Source organism: Lipingzhangella halophila, assembly GCF_014203805.1.
GTDB classification, from domain to species: domain Bacteria; phylum Actinomycetota; class Actinomycetes; order Streptosporangiales; family Streptosporangiaceae; genus Lipingzhangella; species Lipingzhangella halophila.
In genome coordinates this window covers 5,702,987-5,724,991 of sequence record NZ_JACHJT010000001.1, presented here as the reverse complement: position 1 = coordinate 5,724,991, position 22,005 = coordinate 5,702,987, and the positions used below count along the sequence as shown (strand labels likewise).

The following is a 22,005-nucleotide window of genomic DNA, read 5'->3' as shown; positions in this document are numbered from 1 at the left end:
CAACGCCACCGCCTCCCTGGCACGAACGGTCTGTGCCCTAGGGAAACGGGTGCGGATGGGTCGTGATCTCGCAGTCGCGCAACGGACGGTCGGCGTAGCCCAGCCGCGCGGGTATCTCGCGTAGCCGCGGCAACCCGTGCAAGCGGCGGTACCGGTGTCCGAAACTCATCGGGAGCGCCCCGGGGACGAATACCTTGGCGCAGCTCAGCCCTGCGGCGCGGTGCTCGGGAGTGGTCTGGTCCACGGCGACCACGTCCAATCCGCTGTCGCGCAGGCGCGAGACGAGCGCGAGCAGGTCATCGGTGAGGTCGGCTCCGGCGATCCGCGGTGTGCCGGCCCCGAACGCCTCACTGATCGGGACACCGGTGCGGCAGTCCGCCAGGAAGTCGAACCGGTCGAAAACCCGCGAGTCACTATAGAGCAGGACGTGGTCTTCCAGCTGTTGTACGTGGTCCGAGTCGCGCACCAGGTCCGCCACGTGCTCGCTCCGGGTGGGAAACCGGTCGACCAGGTCCGCCAGGATCGGTCCCAGCTCGGCGAGCGCGCTGACGATGGCGCGCTCCGGCTGCGGGTGCGCACTCCCGGCGCAGGACACCTGAGGGCGGGACACGTCGCCGTCCAGGCGCGTGGCCATGGCCCACACGCTGGGAATGCCGTGGTCGAGCGTGGTGTCGTGCACCGTCACCCGGTAACCCAGCTCGTGCTTGATCTGGGCGACGAGCAGCGGGATCGTGCGGTCGGCGGCGGAGTCCGGGGCGATGGCGGGCACGGGCATCCGGGCGTGCCACGACAGCAGGAACGCGTCGCGTTCCACGATCTCCAGGAGGCCGTGCAGGATGGCCTCCTCCAGACAGCTCCCGAGCGCCGCGCCGTTCGAGGAGTCCAGCACGAACGGCGGGTCCTCCTGGCCGGCCCGCTCGACGCTGCCGTAGTAGGCCATGCGCTCCGGCACCAGAACGGGACCGCCCCGAGCGAACGAGTACCCGGTCACCCACCCGTACTCCCGGTCCGGGTCGAAGGCGCGGCACCGGAAGTCCGCCAGCTCGTAGGACTCCGGCGGGTGCGTTCCCACGGCATCGACGTCGATCGCGCGGTCAGCGATGTCGCGGTAACGCGCCCGCAGCACCCTGGACCGGGCGCCCTGCCGAATGCCGCCGTAACGTTCCAGTGCCTCGCAGATCGCCACCGTCTCGCTGGTGCGGAAGTCGCGGCTCCGCCCGAAGCCGAACTCGGTCCGCAGCCTCTGCCGCGTCCCGGGGAACCGTACCGGCGCGTGCACCAGCGCCATACCTGCCGCGTTCTCGTACCACAGTTCGCGGAGCACACCCGTCTCGCTGTCCACGTACCGCGCGCGCAGCTCGGCGGGGTCGATGCTGGGCCGCAACCGGTAGCAGTCCGGCGCCGGTTTCGGCCGGGAGCGCAGCGCGATGGGTTCTCCGTCGTCGGGCGGGGCGCAGTCCGGGCAGAGCGGGTCGGCGAGGAAACGGTGCCGGCTGGTCTGGAGTGTGCGCAGGTCCAGCCGCAGCAGCGCACCCGCGGTCCGTGGTTCGTCCCCGAGGGCGAGCCGCGCGGCCTCGGCGGCGACCAGCTCCGCCACGGTGCCAGCGGCTAGCGTGGTGAGAAGCGAGGAGGGCGTGCTGGACAGGGGACCGCGGTGGGCGGTCCGAACCGCGAGCGCGCCGTCCGGGTCCTCGTGGGCCAGCTCCCTTCGGGTCTCCACGCAGCGGAGGCATCCCGGAACGCCAGTGCGTTCGAGCGGACCGAGTACGGCGATGCCGAGCTCGGTGCGCACTGGCAACCACGGCACTCCGCGGTTGCGCCCCCAAGCCCGGTGCTCGCCCCAGTCCTCTCGCCAGGCATCGCTGACGGAACTGGCGAGGTCCGGAAGCGCGTCGCCATCCGGAGCGCGCACCGCCTTGGTGACCGCCGCCGCCAGTAGCCCGTCGCCGGTCACCCGGACGTGTCCGGCCCGGCCGCGTGTCGCGGCCCGCGTGTGGGTGGGCATGGCGGGGGAGTCAGTCATGGTCGAGTACCACCTGGATGAGAAAGGGAACTCGTCGTGCCACTTCGCGGTCGTGATCGAGCGGCACCGCCACCGGCGCGTAACCCAGTGGACGTAGCGCGGCGACGAGCCCGTCGACGGTTAGTACGGTGTCGTCGAGTGCGCTCGGAACGGCACCGCGCAAGCGCTCCCGTGGCACGGCCACGCGCGGCGGGGCGTAGGCCGGATCGCCGTACGACGCGGACTGGTAGGCCAGCAGCGCCCGCTCCAGACCGTCGCGAAGCGCTTCCGCGGTCGACGCCCCAACGCCGCAGACACCGGTGTCCGCGGAGTCGCGCACCAGAACGCACGGAACAGTGAGCAGCCGGGTGAGGTCGTAGACCTCCACCGTTCGCCCGGTAGCGCACAGCAGCGCGTGGTAGTGGACGGTTTCCTGGTCCAGCGCGACCGCGCCCACGTCCACCAGCGGCACTGGCTCGTCCCACGCGTCCAGCCCGCTGGTGGCGAGCGCGCGGCAATGGTCCAGCAGGGCGTCCCGCACCGCGTGCTCCCAGGTGTAGCCCGCGGCGCTACCACGCACGGGAAGCCCCGCCCCGGCGCCATCGGCCAGCGCGGGGAAGGCCCGCGCCGCGTCCAGCGCATGAACCTGGCCGTCCGCGAGGCCGTACCCCCACACCCGGCCCGAGGCGTGCCCGCGGCGAAGCGCCGCCAGCAGGTCGTCCGGGGTGCCCGGGCCGCGGCCGGAGAGCTGGCGCGGGTCCACAGCGAGCGCGCCGTACGCCGCGTAGCCCCGCATCGCGGTGCGGTACCGGGCGGTGGCGTAGTCCGGTCCGGCGCCGACCACCCGTACCGGGCCGCCGGCCAGTCCCATGGGGTCGGAGACGGTGGCCTCGCTGACGTGGAGCGGGAACTGCGCGAAGTCGCGCTGGTCGAGCGCGCCGAACACTCCGGTGCGGCCGTCCACGAGTGGGGCGGTCCGCCGGGACATCTCCTCCGCCGTGAGCTCCGTGCCACGGCGCAACGTGCGCACCTCGTTGGTGAACCGCGCGCGGGTGGCCGCGGTGGCTGGGCGCGTGGCCGGGTGCGGCAGGACCGTGTGGTGGGTCGTTTCCAATGTGTCGTAGGTGACGCGGGTCACCCGGTCGCGTTCGGCGTCGTCGGCGATTCCGGTGTGCGCCCGGAACGCGCGGTGCACGAGCTGGTTCGCCACCACCGCGTGGTCCGCCGAGTCGGGGGGCTGCCCGGACGGAGCGCTGTCCGCGCGCCGCAGGGCCAGCATCCGGCGCCAGGCACTCTCCCAGTCCCGCGTCTCGCTTCCCACCGGCCCGATAACCGCGTGGTCGCCGAGGTCCGCGGCATGACCGAGGATCGCTCCCGGGGCCGCGCACACGTCGCGCAACCAGCGGGCCAGGGCGAGGTCGGCGTCCTCGGTTACGTGCAGCACGATTCCGGAGTCCCGCACGTGCCCGTTCATCGGTTCGTCCGGGAGAGCGGTGCGCACCCGCGTGATTCCGGAGCGAGCGCACGCATGCGCGACCGCCGCGGCCAGCGCGCCCCGGCCGATAACCAGCGCGTCGCACTCCCGGTAGCGCCGCCACGTCGCGGCAGCGGTGTCCAGGAAGTATTCCAGGTACTGTCGTTCAGGCGCGTCATCTCCCGGCGGGTCGGCGGGTACGGGCGCGAGGTCCTCGACCTCACGCACGATGTCGGCGCCGACCAGCGCCTCGATGACCTGTTCCAGCATCCGTTTGTGGCCGTCCCCGAGGTTCGCGGTCAGGTCGTCGAGGCCGAACCGCCCGTCGAGATAGGGCTCCAACCGGTCGAGCCACGCCGCGATCGAGACGCCGCTGAACGCCACCAGGCCGTGGTGGGTCAGCACCCGGAGACCCTCCGCCGTGGACGCGCGGTACACGTCCGAGCGCAGCACCAGCTTCATGGTGTGGCGCCCCTTCCCGGCGAGGAGGGCGCGCTGCCCAGCATGAACTCGCCTACCGCGGCCTCGGCGAGCGGGTCCGCGCCGATCGCTTCGCTGAGTTCGGTGGAGGTGCCCGTGCCCAGCGCGCACGCGGCCAGCCCCATAGCCGTGGCCACCAGATACATCACCTGGTAAACGATCCCGACATGCTTCAACGTCAGCGCGTACGCCATGGCCTCGTACTTGAACATGATCCGGCCGAACCGGGCGGCGATGACCACCACGACCTGCGGAAGTTCGGACACGGCCGAGGCTGTCCGCACCACTCCGGCCATGCGCCGCAGCACCTCCGGTGCCGCCTCAACCCGCTCCAGTTGGTGGCCGTGCTGGTCGTAGCGGTACAGACCGGGATCGAGCCCGTCGGCACGCTGGACCAGCGGGTAGAACTCCAGCTCGTACAGGGCGCCGCCCCCCGGGTACGGCCGACCGGGGTACTCCTGCCCGTCCGGCGCGACCTTCTCCCGGACGCTGGTGCAGCGGTACAGGAACTCGCCGAGCGTGTGGAGCGTGATCGGGCGCTCGTGGTCGTGCTCCCGCTGGGACGCCCGGTCCTCCAGCACCGCCGTGAGCGGCGGGTCCGTTGTACGTAGCGTGTCCAGGTCGGGGCGGTCCAGCGGGATCGGCGGGCCGACCGGGCTCCGGCGCGCCGGCAGTGGGGCGAGAGTCTCGGCGAACGGGAAGGTGCCCCCCATATCCACGCCGAGCCTGTGCCGGTCACCGTGCCGGCTGTGCGCGTGGAACCACAGCTCGTGCGGGCTCCACAGGTCGCCGGGGTCCGCGGCGCTCTCCCGGCCGAGAACCCCGGCGAACGCGAGGTCGGCCAGCAGGCGGCGCACGGCCTGTTCCGCGAGCCCTTGCCGGGTCAACGCGGTGACCTCTGCTCCGCCGGCCAGTTCGCGCACCACGGCCAGGACGCGGGGGTCGTGCAGCCGGATATCGCAGGCGCCTTCGGGCGCGGCGAGTACCAGGTGGTCTCCGTCCGGCGCCAAGGTGGCGAACCGGGACAGGGCGGCGTGTGGCAGGTGGTACTCCGCGTCGCTCGGGGGCGCCGCGCGCAGCGGTTCCACCGTGTAGAGCGGAGCGTCGTCCGCGGTGGCCGTGACGCGCAGCCACCCGCCATCGCGCAGCCTCTCAACCAGACCATCGAGTTCGCCAGGCGGAGCGCCGGCCTCCCGGCGCAGCTCGTCCCGGGTGCACTGGTGACTGGCCAAGCGCCGCAACACACCCCGTTGCGGCGTGGAGAGCACACCGAGCGCGCGGGAATGGGGCCAGCGGACGAGGTACACCTCACCGGACTCGCTGGTCGCCGCGTCCACCCCGTCTCTCAGCTGGAGCAGCTCGTTCCCGGCCGTCATCGCCGCGTGTCCGCCAGGGAGCTGTTGAACATCTCCAGCGCGGTCATTCCGTAGTGCCGCTCGGTGGTGTTCGCCAGGATGTGGCACAGCGCGTTCCGCTCCAGAGTGCTGAGGCCGATCCGCGTCAGGTGCACGTAGAGGTAGTTGATGAGCTGCCGGAACACGCTGAACTCGGCGGTCTGCAACATCGCCACCGCCGCGGGGTTCGCCGCCATGGCGCGGTGGAAGTCGCTGGGGGGCGCGCTCAGGTCCGCCGGGGGGAGGTGCAGCATTCCGGTGTCCTGCAGGTCGCGAACGCCCCGCGCGATCGGCCGCATGGTGTCAACCCACTGCCGGACGAACGGCACCGAGTTCCGATCCCCGTCGACCGTGGCCAGGGCCTCGACGAGTTCGGTGCCGAAGCGTTCCGCGTGCTGGTCGTACTGCGCGTCCCACTCGCTCCGGTACTCCTCACCCGTTGGCGTAGTGGCCAGGAACACTTCGGCGTGCGAGCGGAAGGTCGCGTAGCTCTGGGCGAGACCGGTCGCGGTGAACGCGTGCACGGTGCCGGCCAGCAACGCGAAGGCGAGCCTCCGGCGTGCGGCCGGGTCCGGGGTGCCCTCGATCATGGCGAACGCGAGCGGTGTCGTGGCGACATAGAAGCGGGCCAGCATCTCCGCGGAGTCCGGGTTTCCCAGGACGTGCAGCCGCGGGTCGTGCCGCTCGACAGTGATCGTGTTGTCCGGCCGGAACGGTCGCAGCGGCCCCTTCTCGTTCTCGCGTGCCGCCAGCCATTCGTGCAGCGGCAGAACCCGGGCCTCGTCGAGCTCCGCCGTGGAGGGGTGGTCGCGCAGGAACGCGCCGACGACCTCCCGGGTCGCGGGGCGCACCACGTCGTGGAACACCTCGTCCCCGGTGCGGAACAGAAGGCGCACGTGCGGGCCGCGCCGCCAGTGCGGGGTGAAGTACGCCTCGGGGACGTCCTCGGCCAGGCGTCCGAACAGCGGGCGCACCGCGTCGAGGACCAGCCGGTCCCGGTTGTCGTCATGGTAGGAGACGTGAATCGCGTGCCACGGCATGGGCCCCACCTTCCTTTCCTGTCTCGGTCTCACGGATCGCGCGCGTCGCGAGCGCCCGGACGTAGCCCTCGTCTGCCAGGGACAGCCCGATCCGGTTGCAGTAGAGATGCGCGCAGATGTCCACAACAGGCAGGGATGGTGGGGCGGGGCCCGCGCGAACCGCGCCCCTGGGCAATGGCGGCTCGAACCGTCCCGCCGCGGCCTCCTCGTCGAGCACCCGCCGCAGCCGGCCGATCGACCGCACCCAGTCCGCGAGATCGCCGGAATGGGTGTTCCCGGTTACGGCCACCGCGCGTAGTTGTCCGGTCAGGGCGCACAGCGTGGCTCGCTGGTCCTGCCAGAGCCGTTCCAGCTCGGTGGTGTCCGGAACGCCCGCACGCGTATGGGGCTCCTCGGCGCTACCGAAGCGCGCGGCCGGACCGTCTGTTCCGGCGAGCCAGGCGAGCGTCAGCATCGAGTAGGCCGCGGTGAACCGCTGGCCGGCATCGGGATCGGAGCCCAGCAGCCGGAGCGCCAGTCGGCTCGACTCGGTAAAGTGCCGCTCCACGGCGGTGGCCGCGGCACCGTACCCGTAGCGGTGCCGTTCGCGGCGGTACGGCAGGAACGCGACGGAGTTGTTGGGCCGCATGGGGGAGTACCCCGGCTCGTTCTCCAACCGCGCGATGCGCTCCGCGGAGCGCTGGTACTCGGCCGCGCCGACCGCGGTCGTGGCGGGGTGGGCGTCGAGGAACCCCCGGACTCGCGACCTCACCAGGTCGCGCGCCTGTCCGAGTGCGGACGCGTCCGGCGGGAGGACGCGGAACCGCAGGTGCGGGCCGCCGTCCCAGTACCGCAGGAAGAAGTACTCGTCCGCGAGCCCGGACCCGGTCAGCTCCGTGACCAGCGGACCGATCAGGTCGGTGATCATGGGGTCGAGATGTTCGTGGTAGAACACGTGCGCCGCCAACCACTCGGCCTCCGGCCGCTCGTGCCCGTGTGTTCCGGTCTCGCCCGCGGCGCCGGTCGTCATCGCGTGCTCAGACACCCGAGCCCTCCGTGCCCGAGACCTCCACGATGAACTCGGTGACCCGTTGCCCGCCGTCGGCATACCGCGGCGCGTCCTCCGGGGTGGGCAGGGCCTCGGTGAACAGCAGGGCACCGGTATGCGGTTCGCTGGCCAGCCGCTGGAGGAGGTCCATCAGGAAGGGGTTCTTGGCGTCGACGAACTGCGGTTTGCGCGACTTGCCGAACATCCAGGACAGCAGCGCGTTCGGGTCCGGTGCGGCGTCGAAGAACGCGGCGGAGAGAGGTCGTACGAAGTACGTCTCCGGGATCTGGTGGTCGCGGAGCCAGCCGAGCAGCCGGTACAGGTAGTCGGCGTACCGCTCGTGAGGACCGGGTATCGGAACCAGCCGGGTGGGGGCCAGCCAGCTGGCCCTGCGCAGTACGACGTTTCCGAGGCGCACTCGGGGCCGGTACACGACCTCGTCGGGAATCCCGGAATCCGCCAGGTCACCCCGCAGAGTGATGGCGGGGTGCCGCAGGAACGTTCCACCGAATACGTGTGCGATCAGCCGGGCGACGGGCGGGAGCAGCGCGTCGGCCATCATTCCCAGGTGCAGCGGCTTGACCCGCGCGCCGAGCGTTTCCGACTCCAGCCGGGGGAGGTCGTGTTCGGCGTCCAGCGTGACCGCCAAGTCGCCGAGCGGGAGGAGCTCGTCTGGCGGGCGGGTCGACACCGCGCCCGGGTAGTCCAGCTCGTAGTCGGCTGTGGGCTGCTTGCGATTGAGGCCGATACCGAACGCGCCGGCGAACTCCGCGGTCACGACGCCGTCCTCGGCCCCGGTGACGCCGATGTGATCCGGCGTGTCACCGGCCGTTCGCAGCTGCTGGTGGATCCGGTTGCGCGCCCGCCCGTATCCGGTGGTCGCGGAGTTGACCACCAGCCAGGGCGCGCCCCCGCTGACGTGCCCCGGTACCTGCTGCACGTAGCACAGCAGCGAACGCGGTGGCACGGCCCACGCGGGCCAGGTGTCGGCGAGCGCGGTGAGTCGCGCGGGATCCGCACTGACCGTTCCATCGGCCATGACCCTGCCGTTGAGGACCTCCTCGGTCGCCGCACGCTCAAGGCGGTCCAGTTCGCGTATCCGGTCGAGCGTGCTCGGCCGGCGCATGGACGGGTCCGCGCGCGACGTGAGCTCCATCGCGGACCGCAGTTCCGGGCCGAACGGGGAGGTGTCGGAGCCGCTCTCCTCCTGCATCGCGCGGTGCAGGTCGAGCAGCGGGACCCGGGCGTGTGGCCCGAACCGCGCACGCAGGAACGAACCCAGCGCCAGCCGCATCGGCGCGGCGGGATCGTGCAGGGCCAGCCAACGCCGGACGACGTTCAGGTCGCGCAGCGCGGGCTCCCACTCCCGCGTGGCGCACTCCGCGGAAGCACCTCGGTACACCGCGCTCTCGTGCAGCGTGACCGGTCGGGGAGCGTCCGGCGCGTCCGCGGTTGAGGTGACGTCCCGGACGGTTTCGTCGAGTGCGGCGTACGCCTGGCGCAGCGAGCGCTCCCGAGCGCGGTACGCGTCGCTGTCGGCTGGCGGGATGGAGCGTTCCAGCTCGTCGTCGACGTGGGCGGCCCGTACGCCGCAGGCGGCGAACTCGGCGGGACCGTGGTCGCCGAGCCAGCCGGCCAGATCCGCGAACGGGCGCTCGGACTGGTCGGCCACTGGCAGATGGGCCTCCAACAGGCCGGCCGAGCGAAGCCTGCCGACGAACCGGCCGGCCGCCTCCGGGTCCCCGTGGACCCGGCCGAGGTGCGCTCCGAGTTCGGCAACGGTCAGTGGGCCGTGCTCGCGTGCCACGCGGAGCACTTCGGTGACGGCCGCCGACGCCGGAAGCGTGACGACCGGCTCGTCCGGGTTCGGCGCCAGGAACCGCACCGCGTCGCCGGTGACGGTGACACTCGGGTTGACCCGTACGGTCAGTTCGGGCAGCGACCGGGGGTCGTCCGCCAAGGTGTCGCGGACGCGCTCGAACGCGGGCCGGTCGAGCTCCAGGATGCAGTGAGCGGCTCCGGGGGCCGGGTAGTGCGTCGCCGCCGCGCTGGTGTCCCACCGGCCGAGTCCGCTGACCGTGAACGTGCTGAACGGACTGGTCTTGGTGGCCGCGCGGGCGAGGTACTTGACCAGCCGGCCGATGCTCTGCCGCTTCGGTTGGCGCCGCGGGTCCGCGTGCCATTTCGCGAGTACCTCCGAGAGCGCCGGACTGGACAGCGCGAGGGCGCGCAGGAAGTGTGGATCCTCGGTCGCGGCACGCAACTCCGCCCGTGCGTCGGCGGTCTCGGACGCGAGTATGTCGGGCAGGCCGGCCAGTCGGGCGTGGTAGTCGTGCAGCTCGCCGAGCCACGTCGAAACCCGGTCGCGCAGGAGGGCTGGCATCAGTGCCCTGATGTCGGGGTTCCACTCCCGTTCCCCGGGCGTCCGCAGCTGGTAGACGGCGCGGCGGAGCCCTACCAGACCCGGCTTGCGCGTGTGCGCGCCCAGTTGCCCGATCACCGGGTACAGCTCGTCCGACAACTGGCGGCCCGCGCTGGCCAGCTCCTCGCGTGTGCCTAGGCAGGCGAGCATCGCCGCGTGCGATGTGTCGCAGCGCAGCCGGGTCAGCGCGGACAGCGCCACCCCGGCGATCCGAACGGCCGGCGGGGCCTCCGCGGGGAAGTCCGCGGCGGGCGCCGTGTCCGGGCCGGCGGCTGCGAGGCCGATCCGGTGCGGGGGCTCGGTGGGAATGGCGAGTACGTCCCTTCCGGCTGGTGGGCTCGTGCTGGTGGGCGGGGACCGCTCCACCAGCACGAGCCGGTCATTTCACTGCGGTCAGAACGAGGCGCAACCGCCCGGGCTGCACGACCCCGCCCCTGACATGTCGCTCGAAGCGCCGTTCTCCGGAAGGCCGTGAGCTGACGTCAGGGACTCGACGGTGAATCCCTTCGAGGTCAGGGAGAACACGTCCATCGGGAGGTCGTCGACCTCGAAGCTGACGTTCTGCTCGCTCGTGTTCGGTGTCTGCATCAACGCTCCTTAGCGATGGCGAATCAAGCTGTCGGTGCCGAAGAACCGGGCCCTGCTCAGCCTGGATCCCGGCTCAGCGGGTGCCGTGTGGCCGAGGCCGGCCACGAGCGCGCACAGTGATGTTCCCCACCCCCGCTGTGAGTGTGGCGCTGCGCCGCATGCTCAGTCTCGTCGGCGCCGCTGATATGCGGCGGTTGCGCGAACGGCGTCCAGCGGCACGAAAATCCCAGGTCAAATGGGGGCTTTTCATGCTTTCAGCGGGGATGTACTGGCGCGCTACGGCCATCGGCGCGCGGCTTCAGACCGGGCCACCAGCACGCGGACCGCCCGGTCGGGCTGTGGGGGCGGCACCAGAGCTCCGGTACGCGTATGAACTGGGTTTCCCTATTTGATTTGGAGCATCCAAAGTTTCGAATCGTTAGGATCTTCCGAATGGACGCTTCCGCCGGACTCGCTTCACTGGTACGCGTGTTCCGCCAGCGGGCCGGGCTCACCCAGCACGACCTTGCGGGCCTCGCCGGGCTGAGCGTGGCCGCGCTGCGCGATGTCGAGCAGGGCAGGGTGTCGCGGCCACGCGCCAGCACGCTCAGGCGGCTGGTGGAGGCGCTGGACCTGGCGCGGACCGAGGCCGACGAGCTGGTGCGTGCGGGTTCCCGTGACGCGGGGGGCGCCCCCAGCGTCCGAGTGGGCGTTCTCGGTCCACTGCTCGTCACCGTCGATGGCGTGCCGGTTGACCCGGGGTCCGAGGCGCAGCGAACGCTGCTGGGCCTGCTGACGTTGTCCCCCAACGCTGTGGTCGGCCACGATTCCCTGGTCGAGGCCGCATGGGGAACCCGGCCGCCATCCAGCGCCCGCGGTTCGCTGCGTTCCCGGATGTCGCGCATGCGCCGCCGGCTGCGGCCGGCGCGCGCGGAAGCCGGGGACTCCCAGGTGCTGGCCGCGAGCGCGGGGGGCTACTACCTGATGGTGACCGGGGACCAGCTCGACCTGCTGGAGTTCCGCCATGTGGTCGCCCGCGCGCGCCAGGAGCGCGAGGCTGGGGAGCTCACCGACGCGTGCGCTCTGTTCGGGCAGGCGGCCGAACTGTGGCGAGGGGAGCCACTGGCCGACGTTGCGGCACTTCGGACGCACCCTGGTGTTGTGGCGCTGTCCCGGGAGCGGCAGGCGGTCGTGGTCGAATACGCCGACGTGGCCGCGGGGCTGGGCCGGCACGAGGAGGTTCTGCCGCACCTGCGCCAGGTGGCCGGCTCCGACCCGCTGCACGAGGCCGCGCACGCGGCACTGATGATCGCGCTCGCCGGCTGCGGTCAGCACGACGCGGCAGGGGAGGTGTTCCACCGGCTGCGCCGGAGACTGGTCGAGGAGCTCGGAACGGATCCCGGGCCCGAACTTGTCGGGGCGTACCAGCGGGTGCTCCAGCACGACATCGCGCGTGAGCCCGTGCCGGTGAACGCGCGACACCAGTTGCCGCCCGGTACCACCGACTTCGTTGGCCGCTCCGCCGAACTCCGTACGTTGCACGAGAGCCTGGTCCGCGGCACGAGCAGTGCGACGGCGGTACCGATATGCGCGATCCAGGGTACGGCCGGCGTGGGCAAGACCCAGCTCGCCATCCGCTTCGCGCACCAGTTGCTGGGCACGGGAGAGTACGCCGAACAGCAGTTGTGGGTGGACCTGCGCGGACGTTCCGAGGAGCCATCGGCGGACCCCGCCGTGGTGCTCGCCTCGTTCCTCGGCATGTTGGGCGTACCCCCGGACCAGGTCCCGGCGGGGGTCGAGGAGCGGGCGGTGCTGTTTCGCGACCGGTTGCACGGCAGGAAGGCGCTGGTGCTGCTGGACAACGCCGAGAGTGAGGAGCAGATCGCGCCACTGCTGCCCGCCAGTCCCACATCCCTGGTGCTGGTCACCAGCCGGCGCGCGCTCGCCCTGGACGGTGCGTTCACACTGGCCCTGGACGTGTTCTCGCTGGCTGAAGGCTGGGAGCTGCTCGCGGCCATGCTTGGTCCGGAGCGGCTCGCGGGCGCCCCGGCCGCGGCCGAGTGGGCGGTGGAGCTGTGCGGCCGGCTCCCGCTCGCTGTCGCCGCGGCCGCACGCCATCTGCAGGCCCTACCGGGGCGAGACGTGAGCGAGCTGCCCGGACGCCTCATCAGCGCGCGGGACCAGTTTGGTGCGGACATTCCGCTAACCCGGGCCGTGCGCACGGTCTTCGCCCAGTCCTACCGGGCCCTGAACGCCGACGCGCGGCGGTTGTTCCGGCTTCTCGCGCTGCACCCCGGCCCCAAGTTCACCGTGGAGTGCGCGGCGGTGCTCGCCGATCTCAGCCCGGCACATGTCCAGCCCTTGCTCGACCAGCTCGTGGACGAACACCTGGCCGTTGCGGTCGCCAGGAACCGTTACCAGCTGCGCGGCCTGCTCGCCGCGTTCTCCCGGTGCCTCACGGAGCGTGTTGATTCCGAGCTGACCCGGAACGCCGCCGCGGCTCGGCTGCGGCCGGCCGCCGATCCGAGACGTGAGCGCTCCGGTGCTGGTCGCGGATGACCGGGCGCCCTGAGGACACCGCGGGCGCGCATAGCGGTCGCAAAGACGGGCCGAGGGGCCGGTTTTGCCCCAATCCGCTTCCGGAACCTTCGGGCGACCGGTGCCGACCACCCGCGAACCGGACTTCTCGGAAGTTGTAGACTTCCGGGGCCGGGGCCTGAACGGTCCCGATGCGTTGTTCCGGCCCGCACGCGTGGCAGTAGAGAGGCCCCTCCGTGAACTCGTCACGTGAGCAGCTCATCACGAGCATTTCCGCAGCTGTAGAGGCGTCCCCCTCGGACCCTGTTCTCCGGTTGCATTTGGCTGAACTGTTGCTCGACGGGGGAGACCCCTCGGCCGCGATCCCGCACATCGCCACCGCGCTGCAGCAGGACTCCGAGTCGGCGAAAGCCAAGGAGCTGATGAGCAGGGCGCTGGGCACCCCCGTGTCTCCGGCCGAGGCCGCGGCGGCGCACCCGCCGGAGGAGACCCCCGCACCCGTCGAACCGCCTCCCGAGCGGAAACCGGAACCCGGAGCCGGCGTCGGGTTCGGTTTCTCCGAACCTGACGGGGGGGTGGCCACCATGGGGAGAGAGGAGCCCGGAAGCGGTCACGGCAACGGCCCGACCTCGTGGTCGGACATTGGGCCCGATCCCCTGATGCCCGCGGACTTCCCGCCCGAACGGGAGAGGGTGACCCTCGACGACGTCGCCGGGATGCGGAACGTCAAGGACCGCCTCAACGCCTCGTTCCTCATGCCGATGCGCAATGAGGAGCTCCGCAAGGCCTACGCGAAAAGCCTCCGCGGTGGGCTGCTGCTCTACGGCCCGCCCGGCTGCGGCAAGACGTTCATCGCCAAGGCGGTCGCCGGCGAGATGGGTGCGAAGTTCCTGTCGGTCTCGGTCGCCGACATCCTGGACAGCAAGACCGGCGGCAGCGAGGCCAACCTGCAGGCACTGTTCCGGCAGGCGCGCCAGTACCGCCCTTCGGTCGTCTTCCTGGACGAGCTGGACGCGATGGGCGGCCGGCGCGGCGCCGCGTCCTCCGTTCTGCGGCCCCTGGTCACGCAACTGCTGACCGAATTGGACTCGGTGGAGGAGGACAACGAGGGTGTCTTCTTCCTCGCCGCCACCAACCACCCTTGGGATATCGACAGCGCGCTGAAGCGCCCCGGCCGGCTTGACCGGATGCTGTTCGTGCCGCCCCCGGACAAGGAAGCCCGGGCCACGGTCGTCACCACCGCCCTCAAGGACCGCCCCGCCTCCGGGATCGACGACGACAAGATCGCCAAGCACACCGAGGGCTTCTCCGGCGCCGACCTGGCTCACCTGGTCGACACCGCAGCCGAGCGCGCCCTGTTGGACTCCGCGCGGAGCGGGCAGGTGCGGCCCATCACAATGGACGACTTCCGGGAAGCCCTGGGCGAGGTGCGCCCCTCCACGGGACCGTGGCTGGAAACCGCCAAGAACGTCGTCGAGTTCTCCGGGGACGGCAGCTACGACGAGCTCGCCACCTATATCCGTTCCCAGCGCCGCTCCCGGCGGTGACGCGCGGCCGTGGTCAACGATGCCATCAAGCGAGCGCAGACGCGCCTGGCGATAGGCAAACCCCAAGAGGCCCTGCGGATCGTCGAGCAGGCGCTCGCCACCGACCCTGACCACCCCATTCTCTGGGAGATGAAGGGGCGGGCGCACCTGCGCGCCAACCAGTACCAGGCGGCCATCGCCGCCTGCCAGCGCTCCATCGGCCTGGATGGGGGGCGCCCCAGCGCCTATATCTGCCTGGCGATGGCACTGCTCGACAACGGCCAGGCCGTCGACATGCTGGACGCGGGCGAGGCCGTGCTACGGCTGAATCCCGAGAACGACCGGGGCCACATGATCGTCGCGCTCGCCCGGGCCGCGCGGTACCAGAAGGGCCTCCGCCGTGACCTCCTGGCCCAGGGCGCCCGCGACGCGGCCAACCGCGCCCTCGAACTCGCCCCTGAAGACTCCTGGCTACAGGGCCAGGCGGGGCAGGTGCACCATTTGCTGGGCGACCGCCGCACCGCGACCCGGCACTACCGGGAGGCGGTGCGGCTGGCACCGGAGGACACGTGGGCGCTGACCAAGCTGGCGGTGGTGCAGTCGCAGCGGTGGCGCAAGATCGAGGCGCTGCGGTACCTCAGGACGGTGCTCGCCATCGACCCCCGCGACTTCACGGTGCTGCAGGCGGTCTACACGCAGTGCCGGGAGTTCACCCGGTCGCTCATCGCGATATCGGCGTTCCTGGGGTTCTTCTCGATAATCATGGTCATCGCCGAGGCCGACGAACCCAACGCGGTCACGCTGCGGCTCGGTTTCTCCGTGATCACCACCGCCTGCCTGGGGTACGCGCTGTTCCGTATCTGGCGGGTACCCGTTTCGATGCGCCGGTTCCTGGTGAACCGGAAGTGGGGAAGGGTGTGGGCCGGGTCGGTGCTGCTGCCTCCGTTGGCGGTGCTCGCCATCTCCTGGCTCCCGCTGCCGTACGCGGCGGCGGCGATTCCGCTGCTGGTGGTCGCTGTGTTCGCCTACCTGATCCTTACCGGGGTGGTGGACCGCGACGCCTTGGCGCGTTTCGCAGCGGGGGAGTTCCCCGAGGCCGAGCGGCAGCGCTCGCGGGCGGCACACTCGGCTCCCGCCCAGCCGCCGGTCGCCGCCGACCCGGGGACCCGGTTGGGGGCGTTCTTGGTGGACGGGTTCGTTGCCGGGGCGCTCGGACTCGTGGCCTTCTACCTCACTATGTTCGCGACAATGGGGATCGTCTTCGGCTTATCGCTTCCCGACGGGCCGGTCTCCCTGTGGATCGGTATGGGTAGCGCGGCGGTCTGCGGGCTGACCGCGGTCTTCTGCTACTTCTGGCTCTCCACGGCGAACACCGGGCAGACCGTCGGCAAGCGGGCCATGAGCATCAGGACCGTTGACCTGGCCACCGGGAACCCGCCGTCGAGGAAGGCGGCGGCCGGCCGCACCGCCCTGCTGTTCGGCTTCGCGCTGCTTCCGGTGGTGGGTTTCCTGGCCGACCTCGTGGTGATGCTCCGGGACCACCCCCACTACCGGGGAGCCCGGGACGAGCTCGCGAAGACGTGGGTGATCCAGGCTTGACGCTGGGCTCGGGGACGCGGGAAGGACGCCCGATCAGGCTGGCCGACGCCCCGTCAGCGCGAGGTGGGCGCCCAGGCCGATCATCAGCCAGCCGGAGATGGCACCGGTGACCTCCATGCGGCGCGGGACGAGCAGGAACCAGCGGCGCATGGTTCCGGCGAGCAGCGCGTAGCAGGTGTCGCAGGCAACCGCGATCAGGTTGAACACCACCCCGAAGACGAGCATCTGCAGCATGAGGCTCCCGGCAGCGGGGCTCGCGAACTGCGGCAGCGCCGCGATGAAGAAGATGAGCGACTTCGGGTTGGTGGCGCCGACCACGAACCCGTCCCAGAGGCCGCGCCAGCCCTGGCCGGCGCTCGGCGGAGGCTGCCGCTCCGAGGGAACCAGCTCGCGGCGGTGGCGGATCGTCTGTACACCGAGGAAGACCAGATATGCGGCTCCGGCCAGCTTCACCGCGGTCAGCAGCGCGGTGAACTGCGCCACGACGGTGCCCAGCCCCACCGCCACCACCGCCACCAGAACCATCTCGCCCAGCGCGTTACCGCCGGCCGAGAACAGCGCCACCCGCCGCCCGTAGGCGAAGCCCCGTCCCACTACGAACAGCACGCTCGGGCCGGGAACGACGATCAGTAGGAACGCGGCGGCGGAGAAGGAGAGCAGGGCCATTGTGCTGGGCACGGGAAAATTCTCCTCGGTCGGGACCACGTTAGTCTCGCAGAGCGCCCGCGATCGTGCCACCGCGTATCGCGGCGCCAGCACCGAGCAGGTCAAGCGCTGAGACGCGGCTCGCGAAAAGCACCGGGATTCCGGAGGACGGCGGGGGCGATCCTCCGGTGCCGGGAAACCCCGGAGTGTGCGGCGGTTTACGTCCCGCGACAGCGTGGGGCAGGGTAGCTCCAGGATGCGCTGTGCGCAGCGTTGACAGCACCGCACGGTGGAGGTCTCCAGTGGCCGAGGAAAGCACCGAACAGATCCGTGGGGCGCTGCTGGGACTGCGCCACAGCAGCGGCATACCGGTACTGTTCGGCGGTGCCAGTGCCGATACGGGGCAGGTACGCATCACCGAGCTCATCGGCACGCTCGGCGACACCCTGCGCGGACTGAGGATCGTGCCCGGACGGGGCGTCGGCGGCAAGGCCATGGCCGCCGGCGAGATCGCGCTCGTCACCGACTACCTCAGCTCCACGGCGATCAGCCACGAGTACGACGGGCCGGTCGCCGCCGAAGGGTTGGCCTCTGTTGCCGCTGTGCCAATCGTGGTACGGCGCCGCCTTCGAGGAGTGCTCTATGGTGCGCTGCGGCAGCCGCGCGCACTGGGTGACCGGGGTGTCTCCACGATCGTGCACACGGCGCGCGATATCGAACAGGATCTCGCCGTACGAGAGGAGGCGCGGCACAGGATCGCCGAGTCGGAACGCGCCGCGACCGTACGGGAGGCTTCCGGTACGGGGGCGGACACGGCTCGGTGGGAGGAGGTCCGGGCCCTCAACGCCGAGCTGCGCGGCCTCGCCGGCCAGCTCACAGACGCCGGTCTGCGGGACCAGCTACTCGACGTGTCCACCCGGCTCACGTCGGCGGTCAGCGCTCGGGAGTTTCCGCACGCGCCGCGGCTGTCGCGCCGGGAGCTGGACGTCCTCGCCTGCGTGGCGGTCGGGCACACGAACGCGGACGCGGCGGTCCAACTCAGGCTGCGTCCCGAGACGGTGAAGAGCTACCTGCGCTCGGTCATGCGCAAGCTCGACAGCCACACCCGCATGGAGGCCGTGAGCACGGCCCGACGGCTGGGTTTGCTGGCTTGACCAGACGCCGGCGTCCGTACCGCGCGCTACCCCCGTCCGGGGGTAGCGCGGGACCTGCCACACCGCCCAGCATGCGGGTTGTGCGCACAGACGTGAGCGGCGTCGCCGCACCCGACCACAGCGAGGGAGCCGACCATGAACTCCTACATCAGCGGCGTGTCCGACGTTCCTCTGCTGGGCGAGACGATCGGTGAGAACCTCGACCGGGCGGTGGCGCGTTTCGGCGACCGGGAGGCGTTGGTGGACTGCGCCAGCGGCCGGCGCTGGACCTACGCCGAGCTGGGCGCTTCCGTCGAAGAGGTGGCGCGCGGGCTCGTGGCGCTCGGGATCGGCAAGGGCGAGCGTGTCGGGATCTGGTCGCCCAACACCCCGGAGTGGGTGCTGGTCCAGTACGCGACCGCCAAAATCGGCGCCATCCTGGTGAACCTCAACCCGGCCTACCAGCGCCAGGAACTGGTCTACGCGTTGAACCAGTCCGGTGTGTGTCTGCTGGTCTCGGCCCAGCAGCACAAGTCCAGCGACTACCGGGCGATGATCGAGGAGAGCCGCGGGGAGTGTCCCGCGTTGCGCGAGGTGGTGTATCCGGGTGATCCGAGCTGGGACCGGCTGCTCTCGCGCGCGGCCGAGGTCGACTCCTCCCGCGCCACTGACCGCGCCGCGCGGTTGAGCTGCGACGATCCGATCAACATCCAGTACACGTCCGGCACGACCGGGTTTCCCAAGGGCGCGACCCTCTCGCACCACAACATCCTCAACAACGGCTACTTCGTCGGCGAGCTGATGGGCTACTCCGAGCAGGACCGGGTGTGCCTGCCCGTGCCCTTTTACCACTGCTTCGGCATGGTGATGGGCAACCTGGGCGCGACCAGCCACGGGGCGTGCATCGTCATCCCGGCGCCGTCATTCGAGCCGGCCGCGACCCTTCGCGCTGTTGAGCAGGAGAGAGTGACCGCGCTGTACGGGGTCCCGACCATGTTCATCTCCGAGCTCGGCTTGCCGGACTTCGACGACTACACCCTGACCAGCCTGCGGACCGGGATCATGGCCGGGTCCCCCTGCCCAACGGAGGTCATGAAGCGGGTGATGTCCGAGATGCACATGGAGGAGGTGGCGATCTGCTACGGCATGACCGAGACCTCTCCGGTGTCCACGCAGACGCGCCGGGACGACAACGTGGAACGCCGCACCGGAACCGTGGGCCGCGTCCTCCCGCATCTGGAGGTCAAGGTCGTTGACCCCGCGACCGGGACGACGGTTCCCCGCGGTGCGGCCGGCGAACTGTGCACCCGGGGATACTCGGTCATGCTCGGCTACTGGGCGGCCCCCGAAGAGACCGCGCAGGTCATCGATGCGGCTCGCTGGATGCACACGGGGGACCTGGCGGTCATGCGCGAGGACGATTACCTCTCGATCGTCGGCCGCATCAAGGACATGATCATCCGGGGTGGGGAGAACGTCTACCCGCGCGAGATCGAGGAGTTCCTGCACCGCCACCCCAAGATCTATGATGTCCAGGTGATCGGCGTGCCCGACGACAGGTACGGCGAGGAAATCATGGCCTGCGTGATCCCGGTGGAAGCCGAGGACCCGCCAACCGCGGAGGAGATCAGCGCGTTCTGCCGGGGGCAGCTCGCGCACTACAAGATCCCCCGTTACGTACGGACGCAAGACGCGTTCCCGATGACGGTCAGCGGTAAGGTGCGCAAGGTGGCGCTCCGCGAGATGGCGGCCAAGGAACTCGGGGCCGAGGCGGCCGGCGAGCACCCTTCCTCCTAGGCGGCCTGGAACCCCAGCTTCCCGCGCTCGCCGAAAACGAACCCGGAAAGCCGTTCCACGGCGGCCATCGCGCCGGCGACGGTGGCGCACCGACCCCTGGACCGAAGGGCCCCTCCGGAGGCGTACGCGTCGAAAACGGCCCGTGCCGTGGGCGTGCGGCGCCGCACTTGGGAGGCGGGGCCGCTGGGTACCGCCGCGCCTGTTCAGAGGTGCTCGGTGAACCAGGACGCCACCCGCGCGGCGGCGGGTTCGACATAGGCGGGCTGGTCGTAGAGATCGATGTGGTTGGTGGTGTCGAACCAGCAGAACTCCTTTTGTGCGGACCGCACCCGGTCATAGACGGTCTGCGCCGCCCGCGGCGAGCAGAAGTCGTCCCGGCGGCCGTGCACGAAGAGCGCCGGTGTCGGGGCGAGGAAGTCGGCGCCCATTGCCGCGTCGAACGTCAGCAACTCGCGGATCGAGGAGCGGGTCACCCTGTTGTGCCAACCGGGGCCGGCCGCCGAGCGTTCGGTGCCGTAGTACTCCCAGGGCTCGCGGCCCGGCATGGCCGCCTCCCCGCCGTCAGGGGAGACAGCCGGAACGTAGGCCACCTCGCCGGTGTCATGGTGGCGCTGGTCGAGTGCGGCGAACTCGGCCATGGCCGCGCGGTAGGACTCCTCACCCATCCCCTCGCGCATCACCCGCGGGTCGTTGAACGCGGCGGCCACGAAGGCGGAGGCGCGGATGCGCGGATCGAAGGCGCTGTGCCTCAGGGCGTAGCCGCCACCGAGGCAGATGCCCACGCATCCCAGCCGCTCCGGGTCGACCGCGGATTGTGCGGCCAGGACACTGGTGGCGGTACGCAGGTCGGCCAACTTGCCGGTGCTGTCCTCGTGCTGGCGCGGCTCACCCTCGCTCCCTCCGAAACCGCGGTGGTCGAAAACCAGGGTCGCCAGGCCCGCGGCGGAGAGCAGTTCGGCGTAGGTAGCCACGACCTGCTCCTTGACCCCGGTGAACGGGCCGGTGAGCACCACCCCCGGCACCCGTTGGCCACCGCGTGGGCTGCGGAGCACGGCCGCGACGTTCGACGCGCCGACGGTGAAGCTCAGCGCTTCGGTGTGGAACTCGCTCATGCGGGGACGTCCTGTCCGTTGGGGGTCGCCATCCGCTGGGCGACGGGTTCGATGCTCAGCTCGGTGAGGAAGCGCAGCCGTTCATCGTCGACCAGCCCGCTCATCCGTGCCATGACGGCCTCGGCCCTGTCGGTGGGATCGAGGCCGAGCGCGGCGGCGACGGCGTCGACGAAGGTCCGCACATATTCGCGTTGCCCGGCGAGGGCGTCGCGGTGGGCCGGTACGCCGTGGCCCGGGAGCAGGCGCGTCCGCGGTCCGGCCCGCTCCGACAGCGCGGCCAGGGTGGCGATCCACCCCTCGTACTCACCATCGGCGAGGTAGGCGTGGGTGCCGTGGCAGAGCACATCGCCGATGAACCAGTCGTCGCCGAGCTTCCACACACTGTCGGCGTGCGACTCCCCCGGGCCGAGGTCCTCGACCGTGAGGTCGGCTCCGGCCAGGCGCACCGAGGACCCGCTTTCCAGTACATGGTCGGGGAAGCGGCGGCGCGTCGGCCACTCCCGGCCCATCAAGGATCCGACAATGGCGTCCTTCTCCGTGTCATCGCGGCGGATCACCGCATCCACCGCGGCCGTCGCGTAGATCGGTACGGATTCGCCGACCGCGACCGCCGCGCCCGCGTAGTGGTCGGGATGGGGATGGGTCACGAGCACGGCCGCGACCGGTCTCGCGATGGTCGCGATCCTGTCCCGCAACGCGCTCGCGTCCGAGACGGTGAGCTGGCCGTCGACCACGAGGAGTCCGTCGGGGGCGTGCAGGAGAAAGGAGTTCACGGCCATGACCGTGCCCTCGAAGCGTTCGATCCCTGTCGTCATGGGAACATGAAATCTCTAACCGCCCCCCAATACCAGTACGCACCTTTTGGTGCCCATGGAGTGTGGCTGGCCATGACCCCATCACCCCCGATCTACGGATGCCCTGTCGACGCCCCTGTGGAGGTGCTTGGTGGGAAGTGGAAGCTGCCGCTGCTGTTCTACCTTCTGCAGCGCCCGCGGCGTACCGGCGAGCTGCGGCGGCTCCTGCCGGGTATCAGCCAGAAGATGCTGACCCAGCAGCTTCGCGAACTCGAGGCCGACAGGGTGATCACCCGCACCGTCTTCGACCAGGCTGCCCCGAAGGTGATCTACGACGTGGCCGAGTCCGAGCGTGAACGGCTCCAGGGGCTTCTCGACGCCCTGTGCCACTGGGGGCTCTACTGGTGCGACAAGACCGGCGCGCGGGTTCTGGCCTTCGAACGCTGACCGCAGCG

General features: G+C 70.9%; 16 protein-coding genes. 6 read left to right on the top strand and 10 right to left on the bottom strand.

Going from position 1 to position 22,005, the window contains the following annotated elements; all coding sequences use genetic code 11:
* Window positions 1–37 precede the first annotated feature (37 nt).
* From F4561_RS26020 to F4561_RS25990, 7 genes are read right to left on the bottom strand one after another with little or no spacing between them, the layout of a single operon-like run.
* The gene (locus F4561_RS26020) at window positions 38–2,023 is read right to left on the bottom strand and encodes a TOMM precursor leader peptide-binding protein (protein ID WP_184582606.1); all 1,986 of its coding nucleotides are present in this window, start codon (window positions 2,021–2,023) and stop codon (window positions 38–40) included.
* A complete protein-coding gene (locus F4561_RS26015) occupies window positions 2,016–3,938 on the bottom strand; it encodes a hypothetical protein (protein ID WP_184582605.1) in 1,923 nt (640 codons plus the stop codon). Before F4561_RS26015 ends, F4561_RS26020 begins: the two co-directional genes overlap by 8 nt.
* Window positions 3,935–5,332: a SagB family peptide dehydrogenase gene (locus tag F4561_RS26010; protein WP_184582603.1), complete on the bottom strand. Its 1,398-nt coding sequence runs from the start codon at window positions 5,330–5,332 to the stop codon at window positions 3,935–3,937. The genes F4561_RS26015 and F4561_RS26010 overlap by 4 nt, the downstream gene beginning before the upstream one ends.
* Entirely contained in the window at window positions 5,329–6,390 is a 1,062-nt protein-coding gene (locus F4561_RS26005; protein WP_184582601.1) for a thiopeptide maturation pyridine synthase, read from the bottom strand. Before F4561_RS26005 ends, F4561_RS26010 begins: the two co-directional genes overlap by 4 nt.
* Window positions 6,356–7,414 (bottom strand): thiopeptide-type bacteriocin biosynthesis protein, encoded by a 1,059-nt coding sequence (locus F4561_RS26000; protein WP_184582599.1) that lies wholly within the window; start codon window positions 7,412–7,414, stop codon window positions 6,356–6,358. The genes F4561_RS26005 and F4561_RS26000 overlap by 35 nt, the downstream gene beginning before the upstream one ends.
* Window positions 7,407–10,211, bottom strand: a complete 2,805-nt coding sequence (locus F4561_RS25995) for a lantibiotic dehydratase (RefSeq protein ID WP_184582597.1) — start codon at window positions 10,209–10,211, stop codon at window positions 7,407–7,409. Before F4561_RS25995 ends, F4561_RS26000 begins: the two co-directional genes overlap by 8 nt.
* A gap of 21 nt (window positions 10,212–10,232) precedes the next feature.
* Window positions 10,233–10,427: a thiomuracin/GE37468 family thiazolyl RiPP peptide gene (locus F4561_RS25990; protein WP_184582589.1), complete on the bottom strand. Its 195-nt coding sequence runs from the start codon at window positions 10,425–10,427 to the stop codon at window positions 10,233–10,235.
* A gap of 432 nt (window positions 10,428–10,859) precedes the next feature.
* Here F4561_RS25990 and F4561_RS25985 point away from each other — a divergent pair, with 432 nt between their 5' ends.
* The 3 genes from F4561_RS25985 to F4561_RS33830 all read left to right on the top strand — a co-directional run bounded on the left by F4561_RS25985 (window position 10,860) and on the right by F4561_RS33830 (window position 16,069).
* A complete protein-coding gene (locus tag F4561_RS25985; RefSeq protein WP_184582588.1) occupies window positions 10,860–12,965 on the top strand; it encodes a BTAD domain-containing putative transcriptional regulator in 2,106 nt (701 codons plus the stop codon).
* Between the two features lie 299 nt (window positions 12,966–13,264).
* Window positions 13,265–14,491: an ATP-binding protein gene (locus F4561_RS25980; protein ID WP_246437293.1), complete on the top strand. Its 1,227-nt coding sequence runs from the start codon at window positions 13,265–13,267 to the stop codon at window positions 14,489–14,491.
* 9 nt (window positions 14,492–14,500) lie between these two features.
* Window positions 14,501–16,069, top strand: a complete 1,569-nt coding sequence (locus tag F4561_RS33830) for an RDD family protein (RefSeq protein WP_184582584.1) — start codon at window positions 14,501–14,503, stop codon at window positions 16,067–16,069.
* Between the two features lie 33 nt (window positions 16,070–16,102).
* Here F4561_RS33830 and F4561_RS25970 read toward each other — a convergent pair whose 3' ends face one another.
* Window positions 16,103–16,747: a LysE family translocator gene (locus F4561_RS25970; protein ID WP_312885545.1), complete on the bottom strand. Its 645-nt coding sequence runs from the start codon at window positions 16,745–16,747 to the stop codon at window positions 16,103–16,105.
* Between the two features lie 269 nt (window positions 16,748–17,016).
* Here F4561_RS25970 and F4561_RS25965 point away from each other — a divergent pair, with 269 nt between their 5' ends.
* A complete protein-coding gene (locus tag F4561_RS25965) occupies window positions 17,017–17,868 on the top strand; it encodes a helix-turn-helix domain-containing protein (RefSeq protein WP_184582582.1) in 852 nt (283 codons plus the stop codon).
* A 135-nt stretch (window positions 17,869–18,003) separates the two neighbouring features.
* Window positions 18,004–19,644, top strand: coding sequence for an AMP-binding protein (locus F4561_RS25960; RefSeq protein ID WP_184582580.1), 1,641 nt, complete (start codon window positions 18,004–18,006; stop codon window positions 19,642–19,644).
* 203 nt (window positions 19,645–19,847) lie between these two features.
* On the opposite strand, the gene F4561_RS25955 is transcribed toward F4561_RS25960, so the two are convergent.
* Window positions 19,848–20,756 carry an alpha/beta hydrolase gene (locus tag F4561_RS25955; RefSeq protein WP_184582578.1) on the bottom strand — a complete coding sequence of 303 codons (909 nt, stop codon included), beginning with the start codon at window positions 20,754–20,756 and terminating at the stop codon, window positions 19,848–19,850.
* Complete coding sequence (locus F4561_RS25950) at window positions 20,753–21,571, bottom strand: MBL fold metallo-hydrolase (RefSeq protein ID WP_184582576.1); 819 nt, start codon at window positions 21,569–21,571, stop codon at window positions 20,753–20,755. The genes F4561_RS25955 and F4561_RS25950 overlap by 4 nt, the downstream gene beginning before the upstream one ends.
* Window positions 21,572–21,643: 72 nt before the next feature.
* Between F4561_RS25950 and F4561_RS25945 the strand changes: the two genes are divergently transcribed.
* Window positions 21,644–21,997 (top strand): winged helix-turn-helix transcriptional regulator, encoded by a 354-nt coding sequence (locus F4561_RS25945; RefSeq protein WP_184582574.1) that lies wholly within the window; start codon window positions 21,644–21,646, stop codon window positions 21,995–21,997.
* Window positions 21,998–22,005: the final 8 nt, after the last annotated feature.